Genomic DNA, 16,531 nt, shown 5'->3' on the forward strand with positions numbered 1-16,531 from the left:
GAGCCGCGAGACGTGCGCCGCTCACAGTTCCGGCGCCTGCCGGATGACCACCTTCGTCCCAACCGGGACGCGATTATAGAGATCCTGCACGTCGGAATTGACCAGACGGAAGCAGCCCGACGAAATCGCCATGCCGATGGTGTTCGGCATGTTGGTGCCGTGAATGCGGTAGACGGTGGAACCGAGATAGAGCGCGGCAGCGCCCATCGGGTTGCCCGGCCCGCCGGCCATGAAGCGCGGCAGATAAGGCTGGCGCTGGATCATTTCCGGCGGCGGGGTCCAGTCCGGCCATTCCGCCTTGCGGCTCACCTTCTGCAGCCCGGCCCACTGGAAGCCGTCGCGCCCGACGCCGATGCCGTAGCGCAGCGCCCGGTTGTCGCCGAGCACGAGATAGAGGAAGCGCTCATTGGTGTGGACGATGATGGTGCCCGGCGGCTCATTGGTGCGGAAATAGACCGGCTGCCGGCGGAACGCCGGGTCCAGCTGTTCCTCGCCCGGCGAGGGCACATAGCCGGGCTTTTCCGGCACATCGACGATCTGGTTGCCCATGCCCGCTGTCGGGCGCATCTGGGCGTTGGCCGTGCCGAGCGGGAGCACAAGGGCAACGGCCACCGCCGCCGCCGCCATCAGGCCTGCTCCCATCAAACGAAGACGCATGTCACTTCCCCTCTGAAGGCCTGGCACACGCCAAGGCGGGCCGCCGAGTCACGGGTCGCTCCCTAGCACGGATCGAACGGGGGAAATGACGTCAAGTCAATCACAGTGTGATGAAATCCGCGCCGGCCAGACACGGCCGGCCGGCGCAGACCTGTCGGAAGCCGTCAGCGCAGATAGGTGCCGACCAGCGCTTCCAGCCGCTCCTGCCGGCCGGAACGCGGCTGCGGGTCCAGCGACTGCGCCTCGGCGCGGGCGGCGACGGCCTCCAGCGAACTTTCACCCGTCAGCATCGCCTTGTTCTGCGGCGCGTCCCAGCCGGCATAGCGCTCATCCACCGCCTTCTGCAGCGCGCCGTCCTCGATCATGTCGGCGGCTATCAGAAGGGCGCGGGCGCACACATCCATCGAGCTCGCATGGGCAATGACGAGGTCTTCCGGCTCGATGGACTGGCGGCGCACCTTGGCGTCGAAATTGGTGCCTCCGGTGGAGTAGCCGCCCGCGCGCAGGATTTCGTACATGGCGAGCGCGGTGTCCTCGACATTGGTCGGGAACTGGTCGGTGTCCCAGCCGGACTGGGCGTCGCCCTTGTTCATGTCGATGGAGCCGAAGATGCCGAGCGCCGCCGCCATGGCGATCTCGTGCTCGAAGCTGTGGCCGGCCAGCGTGGCGTGGTTGGCCTCGATGTTGACCTTCACTTCCTTCTCCAGCCCGGCGCGGCACAACAGGCCGTACACGGTGGAGACGTCGAAATCGTACTGGTGCTTGGTCGGCTCCTGCGGCTTCGGCTCGATCAGGATCGTGCCCTTGAAGCCGATCTTGTGCTTGTGCTCGACCACCATGTTGAGGAAGCGGCCCATCTGGTCGAGTTCGCGCTTCAGGTCGGTGTTGAGCAGCGTCTCATAGCCCTCGCGGCCGCCCCACAGCACATAGTTTTCGCCACCGAGTTCGTGCGTCACTTCCAGCACGTTCTTCACCTGCGAGGCGCAATAGGCGAACACATCGGGGTCCGGGTTGGTGGCGGCACCCGACATGAAGCGGCGGTTGGAGAACAGGTTCGCCGTGCCCCAGAGCAGCTTGGTCTTCGAGCCCTCCATCTTGCGGGCGAGAATCTCGGCGATGGCGCGCACATTGGCGTTGGATTCCGCCAACGTCTTGCCCTCGGGGGCGATATCGCGGTCGTGGAAGGCGAAGAACGGGACGTCGAGAATGTCGAACAGCTCGAACGCCACGTCCGCCTTGGCACGCGCCAGCGCCATCTCGTCGGCGCCATGCATCCACGGGCGCAGGAAGGTCTCGCCGCCGAAGGGGTCGCCGCCGGGCCAGGTGAAGCTGTGCCAATAGGCGACGGCGAAGCGCAGATGGTCCTCCATGCGCTTGCCCAGCACCATCCGGTCCTTGTCGTACCAGTGGAAGGCGAGCGGGTCCCGGCTCTCCGGTCCCGCATATTTCAGCGTCTCGATGGAGGGGAAGAAGCGGGCGGTCATGACGTCACTCCCTTGAGGGCGGGGTACAGCGCCTTGTAGAGCGCGTGCCGTTCCGCATAGGCCTGTTGAAGAACGGGGTCGGGTTCGATGGTCTCGATGCGGCGCGGCGGCAGGCAGATCTCAGCCGGACTTTCCCCGGTCGCCGCCATACGGGCGAGCCGCGCGGCGCCGAACGCCCCGCCCCTCTCGCCGTCCTCGACCCGGTTGAGCGGAATGCCCAGCACGCTGGCGAGCACCGCCGTCCAGAAGCGGGAGCGCGAGCCACCGCCGATGACGTCGGCCTGGGTAAGCCTCGTGCCGGCAGCGGAGAGCGCGTCGAGGCAATCCTTGAAGGCGAAGGACACGCCCTCCAGCACCGCCTGGGTCAGTTCGTCCCGGCCGGTGTCGTGGTCCATGCCGACAAAGGCGGCGCGGATCGCGGTGTCGTTGTGCGGCGTGCGCTCGCCGGAGAGATACGGCAGGAAGGTCGCGCGCGAGGGAGCCTTCGGCGCCTCGCCCAGCGGGGCCAGCAGGTCGCCCGGCGCCTCCTTCGCCACATTCGCCCACCAGCCCAGCGCCGAGGCGGCGGACAGGATCACCCCCATCTGGTGCCAGGTGGCGGGAATGGCATGGCAGAAAGCGTGGACGCTCGATTGCGGGTTGGGCGCGTAGCGGTCCGTCGTCGCCCACAGCACGCCGGACGTGCCGAGCGAGACGAACGCGTCATTGGCGCCGATGGCCCCGAGGCCGATAGCGCCAGCGGCGTTGTCGCCTGCCCCGCCGGCGAGAACCGGGGGGGTCTCCATGCCCCAGCGCGCCGCCAGCTCCGGCTTGATGCGCCCGGCCGCCGCGCTGCCCTCGACAAGGCGCGGCATGTTCTCGCGCGACATGTCGGTGGCGGCCAGCGCCTCGTCCGACCAGTCGCGCTTGCCGACATCGAGCCAGAGCGTGCCGGAAGCGTCCGACATTTCCTCGACCATCTCGCCGGTGAGCCGGAACCCGACATAGGCCTTGGGCAGCAGCACCTTGGCCATGCGGGCGAACAGGTCCGGCTCATGCTTGCGCACCCACATCAATTTGGGTGCGGTGAAGCCGGGAAAGGCGAGATTGCCGGCGATCTGGTGCAGCGCCGGAAAACGCGCCTCCAGTTCGCGGCACTCGGCGGAAGAGCGCCCGTCATTCCACAATATGGCGGGGCGCAGCACCTTGCCGAAGGCGTCGAGCAGCACCGCGCCGTGCATCTGGCCGGAAAGGCCGATTCCGCGCACGGCGGCGAGCGCCTTTGGCTGCTCCGCCTTCAGCGTGTCGATGCTGGCCAGCGTCGCCTGCCACCAGTCTTCCGGGCTCTGTTCGCTGAAGCCGGGCTGCGGACGCGCGATCGCCAGCGGCGTCTCCGCCGTCGCGATCACGCTTTGCGCGTCGTCGACCAGCACCGCCTTGATGGCGGAGGTTCCAATATCGAGGCCGAGATACATGCCTCACACCCTTTCGGCAAAACGGAGAGAAAACGTCACGGCAGGTTGTCCCGCAGGAAGATGTCGATGCGGATGCGTTCCTGTTCGTTCATCAGCGGCTCGCCGGCGCAATGGGCCAGCAGCACCCGAGCGGCCGAGCGCGACTGGTGCCCGGCATCCTGGTTGATGACCGCGTCCATCACCCCGCGCAGCAAAAAGCGCCGCGTGTCGTCGGTGAGGTCGTGGCCGATGAAGACGAGGTCGCCGGCGCGGTTGGCGGCCGAGATCGCGGCCGCAATGCCGCGATTGCCGGCGCCGACATTGTAGAGCCCCACAAGGTCCGGCACGTCGCGCAGCATCCGCGTGACGATGGCCTCGTTGCGCTCGTCCTCGTCGAGGCTCTCCCGCACCGGCAGCACCTTCAGCGCCGGATATTCGCCAGCCATCACCTGGGTGAAGCCGAACTGCCGCTCCGCATGGTCGCGCAGCGCCGGCGTGCCGACGATGAGGCCGATGGCGCCGCGCCTTCCCCCGGCGAAGCGCCCGAGCAGGGTGGCTGCGGTGCGGCCGGCGGCGATGTTGTCGATGCCGACATAATGCAGCCGGTGCGAGGCCGGCACGTCCGACACCAGCGTCACCACCGCCACGCCCGAGGCGACAAGATCGTCGATCGCCACCCGCACGCGCGGATGATCGAGGGCGACGACGGCCACCCCGTCATAATGGCCCATCAACCCCTCAAGCGCCGCCGCCAGCGTCTCGGGCGCGAAAACGTCGACGCGCAGCGTGTCGATATAGGCGTTGTTGGCGGCCAGCCAGCTCGCGGTGTTCGCCACCTGCTCGCCCAGCATCCGCATGAACACGTTGGAGCCGACTGGCAGCACGAAGCAGAAACGATAGGTTTCCCCGCGCGCAAGCCGGGCGGCGGCCAGGTTCGGGCGGTAGCCGAGGCGGGAAACCGCCTCTTTCACCCGCTCGGCCGTCACGCCCCGCACCCCGGCGCGACCGTTGAGCACGCGGTCGGCGGTGGCCAGCGAAACGCCGGCCTCGCGGGCAACGTCTTGCAGGGTTATGCGCGAAACACCTCTGGACATGACGCCATGTTGCCCTCAAAATCTGAGGTACGCAACTCAGGCTGTGGAGCGTCGCTTTAGCCAAAAGAGCGAGGAGCCGAAGCCCTCGCAATTTGTTACCTTGCCCTCCAGCGCCCCGCTAAGACGAGGTGAAACCCCACTGCCGGTCCGTTGGTGGCCGGCCAATATGCCGACGCCCGACCCTCGATTGAGGTTCGGACGTCAGAAAAAAGCACCGAGGCATGCGCGCCCCTTTGGGAGTGCGCGCGAAACCTCCGGCACCGGCCTGTCGCACCCCTTTGGGAGGAAAGCATGAATCTTAAACTGACGATCTCCGCCGTGGCCCTCACCACCGTGATGGCGATGGGCGCCGCCCACGCCCAGCAGCCCGTGGTCGGCGTGAGCTGGTCGAACTTCCAGGAAGAGCGCTGGAAGACCGACGAGGCCGCGATCAAGAAGGCGCTCGAAGCCGCCGGCGCCAAGTACATCTCGGCCGACGCCCAGTCCTCGGCTTCCAAGCAGCTGTCCGATGTCGAGGCGCTGATCGCCCAGGGCGCCACCTCGCTCATCATCCTGGCGCAGGATTCCGACGCCATCGCCCCGGCCATCGCCAAGGCGCAGAACGAAGGCATCCCGGTGGTCGGCTATGACCGGCTGATCGAGAACCCCTATGCCTACTACATCACCTTCGACAACAAGGAAGTCGGCCGCATCCAGGCCACCGAAGTGATGAAGATCAAGCCGAAGGGCAACTACATCTTCATCAAGGGCTCGGCCGCCGATCCGAACGCCGACTTCCTGTTCTCCGGCCAGATGGAAGCGCTCAAGGCCGCGATGGACAAGGGCGACATCAAGAATGTCGGCGAGGCCTATTCCGACAGCTGGCTGCCGGCCAACGCCCAGCGCAACGCCGAGCAGTTCCTGACCGCCAACAACAACAAGGTCGACGCCGTCGTCGCCTCCAATGACGGCACCGCCGGCGGCGCCATCGCCGCGCTGTCCGCGCAGGGCCTTGCCGGCTCCGTGCCTGTCTCCGGCCAGGACGCCGATTTCGCGGCTCTCAACCGCATCGCGCTCGGCACCCAGACCGTGTCGGTGTGGAAGGATTCCCGCGAACTCGGCAAGCGCGCCGCCGAAATCGCCCTCGATCTCGCCAAGGGCACCGACCCCAAGGCGGTTACGGGCACCACCACCTTCACCGACGGTCCGAAGAAGGTCCCGATGAACTCGACCTTCCTCACCCCGGTGCCGATCACCAAGGACAATCTCGACGTGATCATCGAAGCCGGCTGGGTGCCGAAGGCCACCGTCTGCCAAGGCGTGAAGCCGGGCACGGTGAAGGCGTGCGATTGATCGAGCTGCGATTGATCCGCCCGCGACAGATGCGGTAGCCATTGTGCGGCGGGGGCCACCCCCGCCGCCTGCCCACGCGACACCGCGCCCAGTCACGCGCGCGGCGGGGAGAGGATGCTCATGACCGACACCACAACTACCCAGTCTCCCATCCCCGCCGCCCGCCCGCCGGGCTCTCCCGCACCAACCGCCGGCTCGGGATCGGCGCCCGCCTCCGCGCCCACCAGCTTCATCGGTGCGCTGGAGATCGACGTCCGCTTCCTCGGCATGCTCGGCGCGCTTGCCGTTATCTGGGTGGTGTTCGACGTCCTCGCCGGCGGCACCTTCCTCACTGCCCGCAATCTCTGGAACCTGTCGGTCCAGAGCTCGTCCATCGCCGTCATGTCCACCGGCATGGTGCTGGTGATCGTGATGCGCCACATCGACCTGTCGGTTGGCTCCATTCTCGGCGTCACCGGCATGATCATGGCGGTGTTCCAGGTCAGCACCCTGCTCCCAACCTTCGGCTTCAACCATCCGGCGGTGATTGTCCTCACCCTCGCCATCGGAATCGCCGCCGGCGCCGCCATCGGCACCTTGCACGGCTTCGTCATCGCCTATCTCGGCGTGCCGGCCTTCATCGTCACGCTGGGCGGCCTGCTAGTGTGGCGCGGCGCCGCCTGGGCGGTGGCCGAGGGCAAGACGATCCCGCTCGTCGACGACAATTTCAAGCTGCTCGGCGGCGGTGCCAATGGGTCCGTCGGCGAGATGTGGAGCTGGGTGATCGCCGTCGTCGCCTGCCTCGCCATCGCCTTCGCCGCCATTCAGGCGCGCCGGCAGCGCCAGCGCTTCCATTTTCCGCAGAAGCCGATCTGGGCCGAGTTCGTCATCGTTTCCGCCGGCTGCCTGGCGGTTATCGCCGCCACGCTGGTGGTCAATGCGTACACCCTGCCCCCGGTGCTCGCCCGCCGCTATGCCGAGGCCGCCGGCCTCACCGTGCCACCGGAAGGCATCGCCATCAGCTTCGGCTTCGCCATTCCGGTGCTGGTGGCTCTGGCGGTCGGCATCGTGATGACTTTCGTCACCAACCGCACCCGCTTCGGCCGCTACGTCTTCGCCATCGGCGGCAACCCGGAAGCCGCCGAACTCGCCGGCATCAACACCAAGCGGGTGACGCTCGCGGTGTTCGCGCTTATGGGGGCGCTCGCGGCCATTGGCGCCGCCATCTCCACCGCCCGGCTCAATTCGGCGACCAATGCCCAGGGCACGCTGGACGAACTCTACGTCATTGCCGCCGCCGTCATCGGCGGCACCTCGCTCGCCGGCGGCGCCGGCACCATCGCCGGCGCCATGCTCGGCGCGCTGGTGATGCAGAGCCTGCAATCGGGCATGGTGCTGATGCGCGTCGACACGCCCTACCAGAACATCGTGGTCGGCATCGTGCTCGTCTTCGCCGTGTGGATCGACACGGTCTACCGCAAGCGGATCAAGTGAGGAGCGCGACATGAACGCCGTCACATCCCCCCTCGCCCCCGGCGCCTCGCACATCGAAGGCACGCCCGCCGTGCAGATGCGGGACATCTGCATCTCCTTCGGCGGCATCCGTGCCGTCGACGACGTCACGGTCGACCTCTATGCCGGCGAGGTCGTCGCCCTGCTCGGCCATAACGGCGCCGGCAAGTCGACCCTGATCAAGATCCTCGCGGGTGCGTACAAGCCGGATGCCGGCGAGATCCGCGTCAATGGCGACAAGGCGGACATCACCAACCCACGCGACGCCAAGCGCTACGGCATCGAGACGATCTACCAGACGCTCGCGCTCGCCGACAATGTCGACGCCGCCGCCAACCTGTTCCTCGGTCGCGAGTTGATGACCCCGTGGGGCACGCTCGACGATGTCGCCATGGAAGCGGCCACGCGCGAGGTGATGGGCCGGCTCAACCCGAACTTCCGCAAGTTCAAGGAGCCGGTGCGCGGCCTCTCCGGCGGGCAGCGCCAGTCGGTCGCCATCGCCCGCGCCATCCATTTCAACGCCAAGATCCTGATCATGGACGAGCCGACCGCCGCGCTCGGCCCGCAGGAGACGGCGCAGGTGGCCGAACTGATCAAGCAGCTCAAGGCCGAAGGCATCGCCATCTTCCTCATCAGCCACGACATCCACGACGTGTTCGACCTCGCGGACCGGGTGAGCGTGATGAAGAACGGCAAGCTGGTCGGCACCGCGCGCACCTCCGACGTCACCAAGGACGAGGTGCTGGGCATGATCATTCTCGGCAAGAGCCCGCCCGGCGCGCTGGCCGGCCCGGGCGCTGCCGCCGACTGAGCGAACGACGGACCGGGCAGCGGCGGCGTGCCGCTGTTCCGGCTCCTCCCAGCCTGTGATATGACGCAGGCGAGGGAGCACGCCGTGTCCACCATCGCCCTGACGACCGAACAAGCCCGACCGGCCGGCGCCCCGTTGCGCCGGTGGGCGCTGGTGCTTGCCGTCGCCTATGTGCTGGTGCTGCAGGCCCTTTTCGGCGGCATCGCCAGCGGTGCCCATGCGGCGGGCGGCGTCACCCTCGACGCCTTCGGCCAGGCGCTCTGCCTCAGCAGCCATAGCGACCCTGCCGCTCCCGGCGAGCCCGCCCGCCACACGCCCGACTGCTGCCTCACCGGCTGCCAGGCGGCCCCCGCCGCCGCCCTGCCGCCGCCCGTGGCGGCGACGGTCGCGCTGCCGACCGCCCCGCTTGAGGCCAGCCATCTGCCGCCGCCTCCGGCCCGCCTTGCCCGCACTCCCGAGCGCTCTCCCGGCCATATCCGGGCCCCTCCCCGCGCCTGACGCCTGCCGCTTTTCCGCAGAACGTCAGTCGCAACACCGGCCGCAGGCTCGCCTCGCGCGCCCCGCCGGCATCGAGGGAGACCATCATGATCCGCACCATTCTGCACCGCGCGCTCCGCCACACCGAAGACCGCGTCGGCTTCGTCATCGTCGCGGCCGCGCTCGGCCTGTTCGCCATCCAGCCGGCCTTCGCCCACGAGTACAAGATCGGCAACCTCGAAATCGAGCACCCCTGGGCGCGCATGACGCCCGCCGGCGCCAAGGTCGGTGGCGGCTATCTCGCCATCGCGAACGAGGGCAAGGAAGCTGACCGCCTCGTCTCCGCCACCGCCGAAATCGCCGGCCATGTCGAGATCCACGAGATGTCGGTCAAGGACGGCATCATGACCATGCGGATGCTGCCCGACGGGATTGACATCCCCGCCGATGGCGAGGCAAAGCTGGCGCCGGGCGGCTTCCACCTGATGCTGATGGACCTCAAGCAGCCGCTGAAGGAAGGCGAGAGCTTCAAGGGCACGCTCACCTTCGCCAAGGCCGGCACGGTGAACGTCTCCTTCAAGATCGAGGGCATGGGTGGTCCGAAGGGCTCGGAAGCTTCCGGCCATGACGGGCACAGCCACGACCACGGCACACCCGCCAACTAAGCCCCGCCAACGGATCGCCCGCCGCGCGGCTTGAGGCCGGCCGTCCCGCGTGACGGCCGGGGCTCGCCGCGTGCTGTCGCCCTCGCTTTTCCGGAACCTCTCCGATGAACACCACGACTCTGTCCGATATCCAGGGCCGCGACGCCGAAGAGCGCTCGGCCAATCTCTACCGTGCCGTCTGGCGCTGGCATTTCTATGCCGGCCTGCTGGTGCTGCCCTTCCTGATCCTGCTGTCGGTGACGGGCGGCCTCTATCTCTTCCGCGACGGGATCGACAATCTCTGGCACCACCAGCTCAAGGTCGTGGAGGCCCGCGCCACCCCGGTCGAAGCGCCCAGCGCCTGGATCGACGCCGCGCTCGCCTCGCGCCCCGGCACGGCGCTGAAGTTCATCGCGCCGGTCGATCCCACCGCCTCGGCCGAGGTGGTGATCAAGACCAGCGAGGGCGAGCGCCGCTCGGTCTATGTCGACCCCTATGATTCGCGCGTCCTCGGCGAATTGCCGGATCGCGGGACCATCATGTGGTGGATGCGCCGGCTGCACAGCCTGGCGGAATTCGGCACCGTCGCCAACGGTATCATCGAGATCGTTGGCGGCTGGTCGATTTTGCTGGTCGCCACCGGCTTCTATCTCTGGTGGCCGCGCAAGCAGGCGGGAGGTATCGTGAGCGTGCGCGGCACGCCGCGCAAGCGCGTCTTCTGGCGCGACCTTCACGCCGTCACCGGCGCCTTCGCCGGCGTGGTCATCGCCTTCATGTCGCTGTCCGGCATGCCGTGGTCGCTGGTGTGGGGCAACACGGTCAATGAGTGGGCCAACAGCTCCAATTACGGCTACCCCTCCGGCCTCTATGAGAACGTGCCGATGTCGGACGAGCACCTCGCCCACGTCAACGGCCCAACCACATGGTCGCTGGAACAGGCGAAGATGCCGGAATCGACCCCCGCCGCCGGGGCGCCCATCGGCGTCGACCAGGCGGCGTCGATCGTCGACAAGCTCGGCGTGTCGCCCGGCTATACGCTCAGCCTGCCAAGCGGGGCGAGCGGGGTCTATTCCGCCACCGTCTACCCCGACGACCTGTCGCTGCAGCGCGTCGTGCATCTCGACCAGTACACTGGCGCGCCGCTGATCGACTTCTCCTATGCCGATTACGGGCCCGCGGCGAAGGCGATGGAATGGGGCATCAATTTCCACATGGGGCAGGAATTCGGGCTGGCCAACCAACTGTTCCTGCTGGTGGTCTGCCTCGCCATCATCCTTATGGCGGTCTCCGCCGGGGTGATGTGGTGGAAGCGCCGTCCGGCCGGCTCGCTCGGCATTCCGCCCGCCCCGACCAGTGCGGGCGTGATGTGGGGCCTGATTGCGATCATGGCGGTGGTCGGCATCATCTTCCCGCTGGTCGGAGCGTCTCTGGTGGTGATGGTGCTGCTCGACCTCGCCTTCGCCCGGCGCCGGCCAAAGCTGCGCGCGGCTTAAAGCTCCACGCAGGCTGGTTCCAGCCGCGCGCCTCTTCCCCTAACATCGTGCGGGAGGGAAGAGGCGCGCATGGCACACACGAAAACCACGGACGCGGACGAGCTCACGGCCCGCCGCCCGCGCGACGGGCTGTTCATCCGCGTCTATTTCGGCGACGGACGCCATATCGGGCCGGGCATGATCGAATTGCTGGAAACCATCCGCAGCGAGCGTTCCATCCTGTCCGCCGCCCGCGCGCTCGGCATGAGCTATCGCCGCGCCTGGCTGCTGGTGGACGAAATCGGCCGCAGCTTCCGCCAGCCGGTGGTCGAAACCCATCCCGGCCGGCGCGGCCACGGCACCGATCTCACCCCTTTCGGCGAAAGGCTGATCGCGCTCTATCGCGAGATCGAGCAGGCGAGCGCCGCCGCCAGCCGGACCGCCGTCGACGAGCTGCGCGCCGCGCTGGCGCCGCTTGAGGCGGGGGTGGAAATCCTCTGAGGCGCCCAACGCCCGACGGATTGAAGCCCTTCTCAGTTCTTCAAACTGAAGGCCATATCCTTCGCGAATGACCGCCAGCGGATCGTGTCGTTCTGGGCGTTTCGGTAGAGGCCGGCGAGGAGCGTGCGAAGGCACAGCACTGCGGATGTCATGGCCGTGCCGTGGTAAATCCTGTCTCGTGCCTCCAGTTGGCGGAGCGCGTGGAGATACACCGCCTCCGCCTGCTGCCGGTCGAAGGCGGGAAAATCCTTCTCCACCGAGTGCGGCAGCCCTTGGACGATCTCGACCATGCGCCGCGTGGCGGCGATATAGCCCGCATTTTTCTCGATCACAGACTGTCGCGTCTCGGCCGCCTCCGGTGGCCGGCCCGTCGCACCGAACAGATTGGCAGAATGCTGCCGATAGTCGACGAGCGGCTCGGCGATCTCGACCGTGCGGCCCAAGGTCTGGGCGAGGAAAAACGCCCAGCGGTCATGCGAGATGCGAAAGCGCGGGTCGACATAGTCGACAAAGCGCGGGTCGATCGGCGCCGCGCCCAGCACGTCGCGGCGCACCACCAGGGAGAACCCCCAGAATGTACCCCAGACATCGTAGAAAAGCGGCCGTCTGACGCCTGACGTGACGATGCCCTGATCGAAAAGGCCCAGAAATGCCCCGTCTTGCGCAATGAGACGGGCCTGATGGGAAATCTGCGTCACCTCCGGCTGCGCCATATGGTCCGCGCAGCGCGCCAGTTTGTCCTCGCGCCAGACGTCGTCCTGGTCGCAGAAAGCGATCCAGTCTCCGCTCGCCCGCTCCGCTGCGCGCAGGAAATTATCCCGGAAGCCCAGTCCCGGCCTGTTCTTGCCGATGCTGACCGGGAACGGCGCCCGTTTGGCGAACTGCGCGATGATGTCGTCGGTACCGTCGGACGAGTCGTCGTCGCTGATGACAAGCTCGGCAGGCGGCAGGCTCTGCCGCTCAAGGCTGGAAAGCTGCTCCTCCAGGAATGCCGCGCCATTATAGGTGGCCATGACGATGGAAATTCGGGGGGCCATCAAGGAAATCCAGAAGGGGGCCGGCGCAGATTCAAGTCTCTCACCAACGGATTGGCCGGGCAACGGCGTGTGAAGCGGCAATAAACGGCCGATGGTTGAAAAGGCCACGCCCATCGCGCTTCGCTATCGGGGCGGCCGGGGTTGCCGCACCCTGTGGATCGTGTTCACTCTGTCCCGGCGACTTCCGCCACCGCGTTCGGGTTCATCATGCAGACCATCATCCTCGTCATTCTCATTCTTCTGCTGCTGATCGCCATCGGGGTGATCGGGCGGCGCTCGACGCCGGTGCGGCTGGTGCTGATCGCGCTGGTGCTCGCGCTGGTCGTTCTCGCCGCCATCGGCTTCGTGCGCGACGAACAGGCGGTCGGGCCCGGCGTGGCGCCGATCATCGAGGTGCCGTAGGGCCGGCATCGCGAAACTCCGGACGGCTTCCTTCCACCGCCACCGACTTGACCATCGCCCAAACAGTGAGCCCCGGCCGCAAACCGAGCCGCTCCGCGCTCTCGCGAGTCACCATGGCGGCAAGCCGCCCCTCGCCGACACGCAACGCGATGTCGGCATAGGGGCCCTCCTGCGCCCGCACGTCCTCCACCATTGCGGGCAGCAGGTTGGAAACCGACACGCTCTCGGGCTTCGCCAGCGCGATGGCCACGTCGCGCGCACGCACCCGCGCCCGCACCGTCGCGCCGACGGCACGTTCCACCTGCGGCACGCGCAATTCCCCGCCGGCGAAAGCGAGGGTGGAAAGCGCGTAGTCCGCATCGTGCCGGACGACCTCGCAGTCGAGCAGCGTGCCAAGGTCGAAGCGCCCGAGCACCGGCAGCATGTCCGGTTGCGACATCACCTGTGCCAACGGACCCGCCGCCACCTGCCGCCCCTCGCGCAGCGCGACCAGCGTGTCGGCGAGGCGCAGCACCTCGTCGAGGGAATGGCTGACATAAAGGATGGGCAGGCCCATCGTGTCGCGCAGCCGCTCCAGATAGGGCAGGATTTCCGTCCGGCGCGCCTCGTCCAGCGCCGCCAGCGGCTCGTCCATCAGCAACAGGCGCGGCTGCGCCAGCAGCGCCCGGCCAATGGCGACGCGCTGGCGCTCGCCACCCGAAAGCGTATGCGGCCGGCGCGCCAAAAGGTGACCGATGCCGAGCAGTGCCACCACCGCCTCGAAGCCGATCGGCCGCTCGACAGCCCGGCTTCGGCGCTCGCCATAGCGCAGATTGCGCTCTACCGGGAGATGCGGGAACAACCGCGCGTCCTGGAACACATAGCCCACACGCCGCGCCTCGATCGGCACGTCGATGCGACGGGCGGAATCGAAGAACACCTCGCCGGCCACCACGATGCGCCCGGCATCGGGCCGCACCACCCCCGCTACTGCCTGGATGATGGTGGTCTTGCCGGCGCCGGAGCGGCCGAACAGCGCGGTGACGCCACGGGCCGGCACGGTGAAATCGCAGTCCAGCGCGAAGCCGCCGGGCCGGGCAAGACGGATGGCGACCTCGATCATGCTCACGCCCGCCCGATCATCACGCGGATGCGCCGGTCAACGACGCTCGCCAGCAGCAGCGACCCGAGCGCGAGCACCACGGAGACGAGCGTCAGCCGCAACGCCATGGCGTCGCCATCGGGCATGTGGGTGGCGCTGTAGATGGCGAGCGGGATGGTGCGGGTCTGGCCCTCGACATTGGAAACGAAGGTGATGGTGGCGCCGAACTCGCCCAATGCCGAGGCGATGGCCAGCAGCGCGCCGGACAGTATGCCCGGCAGCATCAGCGGCAGCGTCACCGAGAAAAACACGTCGAGCCTTGAGGCCCCGAGTGTGCGCGCCGCCGTCTCCAGCCCCCGGTCCACCGCCTCCAGCGCCAGGCGGATGGCGTTGACGGTGAGCGGAAAGCTCACCACGGCAGCGGCCACCGTCGCCCCCGCCGTGGTGAAAATCAGCTTGATGCCGAACCAGGCGTCGAGATACTGGCCGATGAAGCCGCGCCCACCGAGACTGAGCAGCAGCAGATAGCCCACCACCACCTTGGGCAGCACGAGCGGAAGATAGACCAACCCGTCGAGCAGGCTTCGTCCGGGAAACCGCCCCCGCGCCAGCACCCACGCGGTCAGCACGGCGAACGGCAGGCTCCAGAACGTCGCCCAGAACGCCACGCGCAGGCTGAGGGCGACGGCGGTCCATTCCTCGGGGGTGAGCATGTCCATCGAAAGATCGTCATCCCGGCCGCAGGCGAAGCCGGAAAGCCGGGATCGCTCGACGATGATTGTGAACGCGATCCCGGATATGGCCCAGCGGCCGTTCCGGGATGACGTATCGGCTGCCGTGGCAGGCGGCGCTCACTTCACCACGAAACCATATTTGGCATAAACCGCCTTCGCTTCCGGCCCGGTGAGGAAGTTGAAAAAGGCCCGCGTCGCCGTGTTGTCCTGGCCTTTGACGATCTCGAACGGGTATTCCACCGACGGGTGGCTGCCGGCCGGGAAGGTGGCGACGACCGTGACGTTCTTCGCAATCGCCGCATCGGTGGAATAGACGATCCCCGCGAACGCCTCGCCGCGCTCCACCAGCGCCAGCGCGGCCCGTGCGCTCTCCGCGCCGACAATGCGGGGCCGCACCTTCTCCCACGCGCCAAGGCTGGTCAGCGCCGCCTTGGCATAGATGCCGGCCGGCACGCTGTCGGTAAGGCCGGTGGCGATGCGCCCGTCCGCGCCGAGGAAGGCCAGCCAGTCGAAATTGGGATCGAGCGTTACCGCCTTCGCCGTGTCCGCCGGCATGATCAGCACGAGGCTGTTGCCGATCGGGGTGACGCGGGTGGCCTTCAGCGTCAGGTCCTTAGCTTCCGTGTAGTCCATCCATTTGGCGTCGGCCGAGGCGAAGATTGCCGCCGGCGCGCCGGCTTCCAACTGCCGGGCGAGCGCCGAGGAGGCGGCGAAGGAGAAGGCCACGTCGTTGCCGGTCTTCTCCTTGTAGAGCCTGCCGATGTCCTGGAAGGCGTTGGTCAGGCTTGCGGCCGCGAAGACGGTGGGGGTCTCCTGCGCCTGCACCGCGCCGGTGGCGAGCGGCCCGCCGGCAAGGGCGGCAAGGACGACCGCCGCCGGGAACGGGCGAAGAAACGAACGGAGGAACGAGCGGCGAGACGGCATGAGGAGACCTGCGAACCTATATCCGAACATATACATGTATCTCACCATATACATGATCGAACGCAGGTTTCCAGCGCCAATGCGCGCGAGCGCACGAACTCCGCCACGGCGGAGCGCGACATCGTCTGGAAAAGGAAAGCACCGGAACGGGCGGCGTCCACGCGCCGCGCCGTATCAGTCGATCATGCCGGTATGGCGGGCCGTGGCGGCAGCCACCAACTCGGCGGCACTCAGAAGTTCGAGGGCCGGAACATCACCGTCGCGCCCGAAGGTAATCTGCGGACCGCGACGCACAATGCGGCGGCCGCTGCCGTCCTCAACCAGGGCGAATTCGTAGATGTGGTGGGCGAAGCGGTGCATCACCCGCACCGTGGATGGCGAAAGAGTGACGACGTCGAAATCGGCTTGCGGCATGGTCTTCCCCTCCCTTCGCGCCGTCTTTGCGACGGACATGGCGACCGTGTGGACGCAATGCGCTTGCTGGCACCGCGCCTGCGACGGAATGGCCCCGGAACTTTCGTCTAATCGCGACGTTGCCACAACGGTAAATCCGCAGGGCGCGCCATTTTGCTGCGTCCACACCAACGGGCCGGCGGCCTCCTGTGGATTCCCCCAACGGACTTGCCCGCGGGCACCAAGCCGGAGACGCGCTTCAATGAGCCGCACTATGATGCTGATCGTGGCAGCGATCGTTCTTGTGATCGCCGCCTATGCCGCCGTCCAGTACTCGGGACGGACGACCCCGCAGCCGACGGAAAATCCCACCCCGCCCGCCGCGAGCCCGACGGTTCCCCCAGCGGCCGATCCCATTACCCCGCCCCCGCCGGCACCTGAAGTGACGATGCCGCCGGCCAATGACCCGGCCGTCCAGCCGAGCACCCCGGCCGAGCCCGCGCCTGTTACCCCGGCACCTGCCGATCCGGCGCCCGCGACTCCGGCGCCGACCACGCCGTAAGC

Annotated in this window: 18 protein-coding genes; 9 read left to right on the plus strand and 9 right to left on the minus strand. The window is 67.7% G+C overall.

The features are described 5' to 3' along the window. Positions 1–21 precede the first annotated feature (21 nt). The 4 genes from EV667_RS15090 to EV667_RS15105 form a co-directional block, all read right to left on the minus strand. Positions 22–657 carry a L,D-transpeptidase gene (locus EV667_RS15090; protein ID WP_131836117.1) on the minus strand — a complete coding sequence of 212 codons (636 nt, stop codon included), beginning with the start codon at positions 655–657 and terminating at the stop codon, positions 22–24. Positions 658–821: 164 nt separating this feature from the next. Continuing rightward, entirely contained in the window at positions 822–2,141 is a 1,320-nt protein-coding gene (xylA, locus tag EV667_RS15095; RefSeq protein ID WP_131836118.1) for a xylose isomerase, read from the minus strand. Next, complete coding sequence (gene xylB / locus EV667_RS15100) at positions 2,138–3,595, minus strand: xylulokinase (RefSeq protein ID WP_131836119.1); 1,458 nt, start codon at positions 3,593–3,595, stop codon at positions 2,138–2,140. The genes xylA and xylB overlap by 4 nt, the downstream gene beginning before the upstream one ends. A 35-nt stretch (positions 3,596–3,630) precedes the next feature. Next, positions 3,631–4,668, minus strand: coding sequence for a LacI family DNA-binding transcriptional regulator (locus EV667_RS15105; RefSeq protein ID WP_207907755.1), 1,038 nt, complete (start codon positions 4,666–4,668; stop codon positions 3,631–3,633). A gap of 336 nt (positions 4,669–5,004) precedes the next feature. Here EV667_RS15105 and xylF point away from each other — a divergent pair, with 336 nt between their 5' ends. From xylF to EV667_RS15140, 7 genes are all read left to right on the plus strand, one after another. Then, entirely contained in the window at positions 5,005–6,000 is a 996-nt protein-coding gene (gene xylF, locus EV667_RS15110; RefSeq protein ID WP_245516198.1) for a D-xylose ABC transporter substrate-binding protein, read from the plus strand. 120 nt (positions 6,001–6,120) lie between these two features. Beyond that, the gene (locus EV667_RS15115; RefSeq protein WP_131836121.1) at positions 6,121–7,473 is read left to right on the plus strand and encodes a sugar ABC transporter permease; all 1,353 of its coding nucleotides are present in this window, start codon (positions 6,121–6,123) and stop codon (positions 7,471–7,473) included. 10 nt (positions 7,474–7,483) lie between these two features. Beyond that, positions 7,484–8,302 carry an ATP-binding cassette domain-containing protein gene (locus EV667_RS15120; protein ID WP_131836122.1) on the plus strand — a complete coding sequence of 273 codons (819 nt, stop codon included), beginning with the start codon at positions 7,484–7,486 and terminating at the stop codon, positions 8,300–8,302. 84 nt (positions 8,303–8,386) lie between these two features. After that, positions 8,387–8,800: a hypothetical protein gene (locus EV667_RS15125; RefSeq protein WP_245516165.1), complete on the plus strand. Its 414-nt coding sequence runs from the start codon at positions 8,387–8,389 to the stop codon at positions 8,798–8,800. Between the two features lie 86 nt (positions 8,801–8,886). After that, positions 8,887–9,444 carry a copper chaperone PCu(A)C gene (locus EV667_RS15130; RefSeq protein WP_131836124.1) on the plus strand — a complete coding sequence of 186 codons (558 nt, stop codon included), beginning with the start codon at positions 8,887–8,889 and terminating at the stop codon, positions 9,442–9,444. 104 nt (positions 9,445–9,548) lie between these two features. Then, positions 9,549–10,916: a PepSY-associated TM helix domain-containing protein gene (locus tag EV667_RS15135; RefSeq protein ID WP_131836125.1), complete on the plus strand. Its 1,368-nt coding sequence runs from the start codon at positions 9,549–9,551 to the stop codon at positions 10,914–10,916. Between the two features lie 69 nt (positions 10,917–10,985). After that, complete coding sequence (locus EV667_RS15140) at positions 10,986–11,396, plus strand: winged helix-turn-helix domain-containing protein (protein WP_131836126.1); 411 nt, start codon at positions 10,986–10,988, stop codon at positions 11,394–11,396. A gap of 32 nt (positions 11,397–11,428) precedes the next feature. Here EV667_RS15140 and EV667_RS15145 read toward each other — a convergent pair whose 3' ends face one another. Further along, complete coding sequence (locus EV667_RS15145) at positions 11,429–12,547, minus strand: glycosyltransferase (protein WP_131836127.1); 1,119 nt, start codon at positions 12,545–12,547, stop codon at positions 11,429–11,431. Positions 12,548–12,640: 93 nt separating this feature from the next. Here EV667_RS15145 and EV667_RS15150 point away from each other — a divergent pair, with 93 nt between their 5' ends. Then, positions 12,641–12,835 carry a hypothetical protein gene (locus EV667_RS15150; RefSeq protein WP_131836128.1) on the plus strand — a complete coding sequence of 65 codons (195 nt, stop codon included), beginning with the start codon at positions 12,641–12,643 and terminating at the stop codon, positions 12,833–12,835. Here the strand turns inward: EV667_RS15150 and modC are convergent. From modC to EV667_RS15170, 4 genes are all read right to left on the minus strand, one after another. Continuing rightward, positions 12,819–13,937 (minus strand): molybdenum ABC transporter ATP-binding protein, encoded by a 1,119-nt coding sequence (modC, locus tag EV667_RS15155; RefSeq protein ID WP_131836372.1) that lies wholly within the window; start codon positions 13,935–13,937, stop codon positions 12,819–12,821. The genes EV667_RS15150 and modC overlap by 17 nt on opposite strands. Positions 13,938–13,939: 2 nt before the next feature. Continuing rightward, complete coding sequence (gene modB, locus EV667_RS15160; protein ID WP_131836373.1) at positions 13,940–14,629, minus strand: molybdate ABC transporter permease subunit; 690 nt, start codon at positions 14,627–14,629, stop codon at positions 13,940–13,942. Positions 14,630–14,767: 138 nt separating this feature from the next. Beyond that, positions 14,768–15,574: a molybdate ABC transporter substrate-binding protein gene (gene modA, locus EV667_RS15165; RefSeq protein ID WP_131836129.1), complete on the minus strand. Its 807-nt coding sequence runs from the start codon at positions 15,572–15,574 to the stop codon at positions 14,768–14,770. Between the two features lie 174 nt (positions 15,575–15,748). After that, positions 15,749–15,988 (minus strand): hypothetical protein, encoded by a 240-nt coding sequence (locus EV667_RS15170; protein WP_131836130.1) that lies wholly within the window; start codon positions 15,986–15,988, stop codon positions 15,749–15,751. Positions 15,989–16,229: 241 nt separating this feature from the next. On the opposite strand from EV667_RS15170, the gene EV667_RS15175 reads away from it, so the two are divergent. Beyond that, positions 16,230–16,529: a hypothetical protein gene (locus tag EV667_RS15175; RefSeq protein WP_131836131.1), complete on the plus strand. Its 300-nt coding sequence runs from the start codon at positions 16,230–16,232 to the stop codon at positions 16,527–16,529. Positions 16,530–16,531: the final 2 nt, after the last annotated feature.

Source organism: Ancylobacter aquaticus (assembly GCF_004339465.1).
In the GTDB taxonomy this organism is placed as follows: Bacteria; Pseudomonadota; Alphaproteobacteria; order Rhizobiales; family Xanthobacteraceae; genus Ancylobacter; species Ancylobacter aquaticus.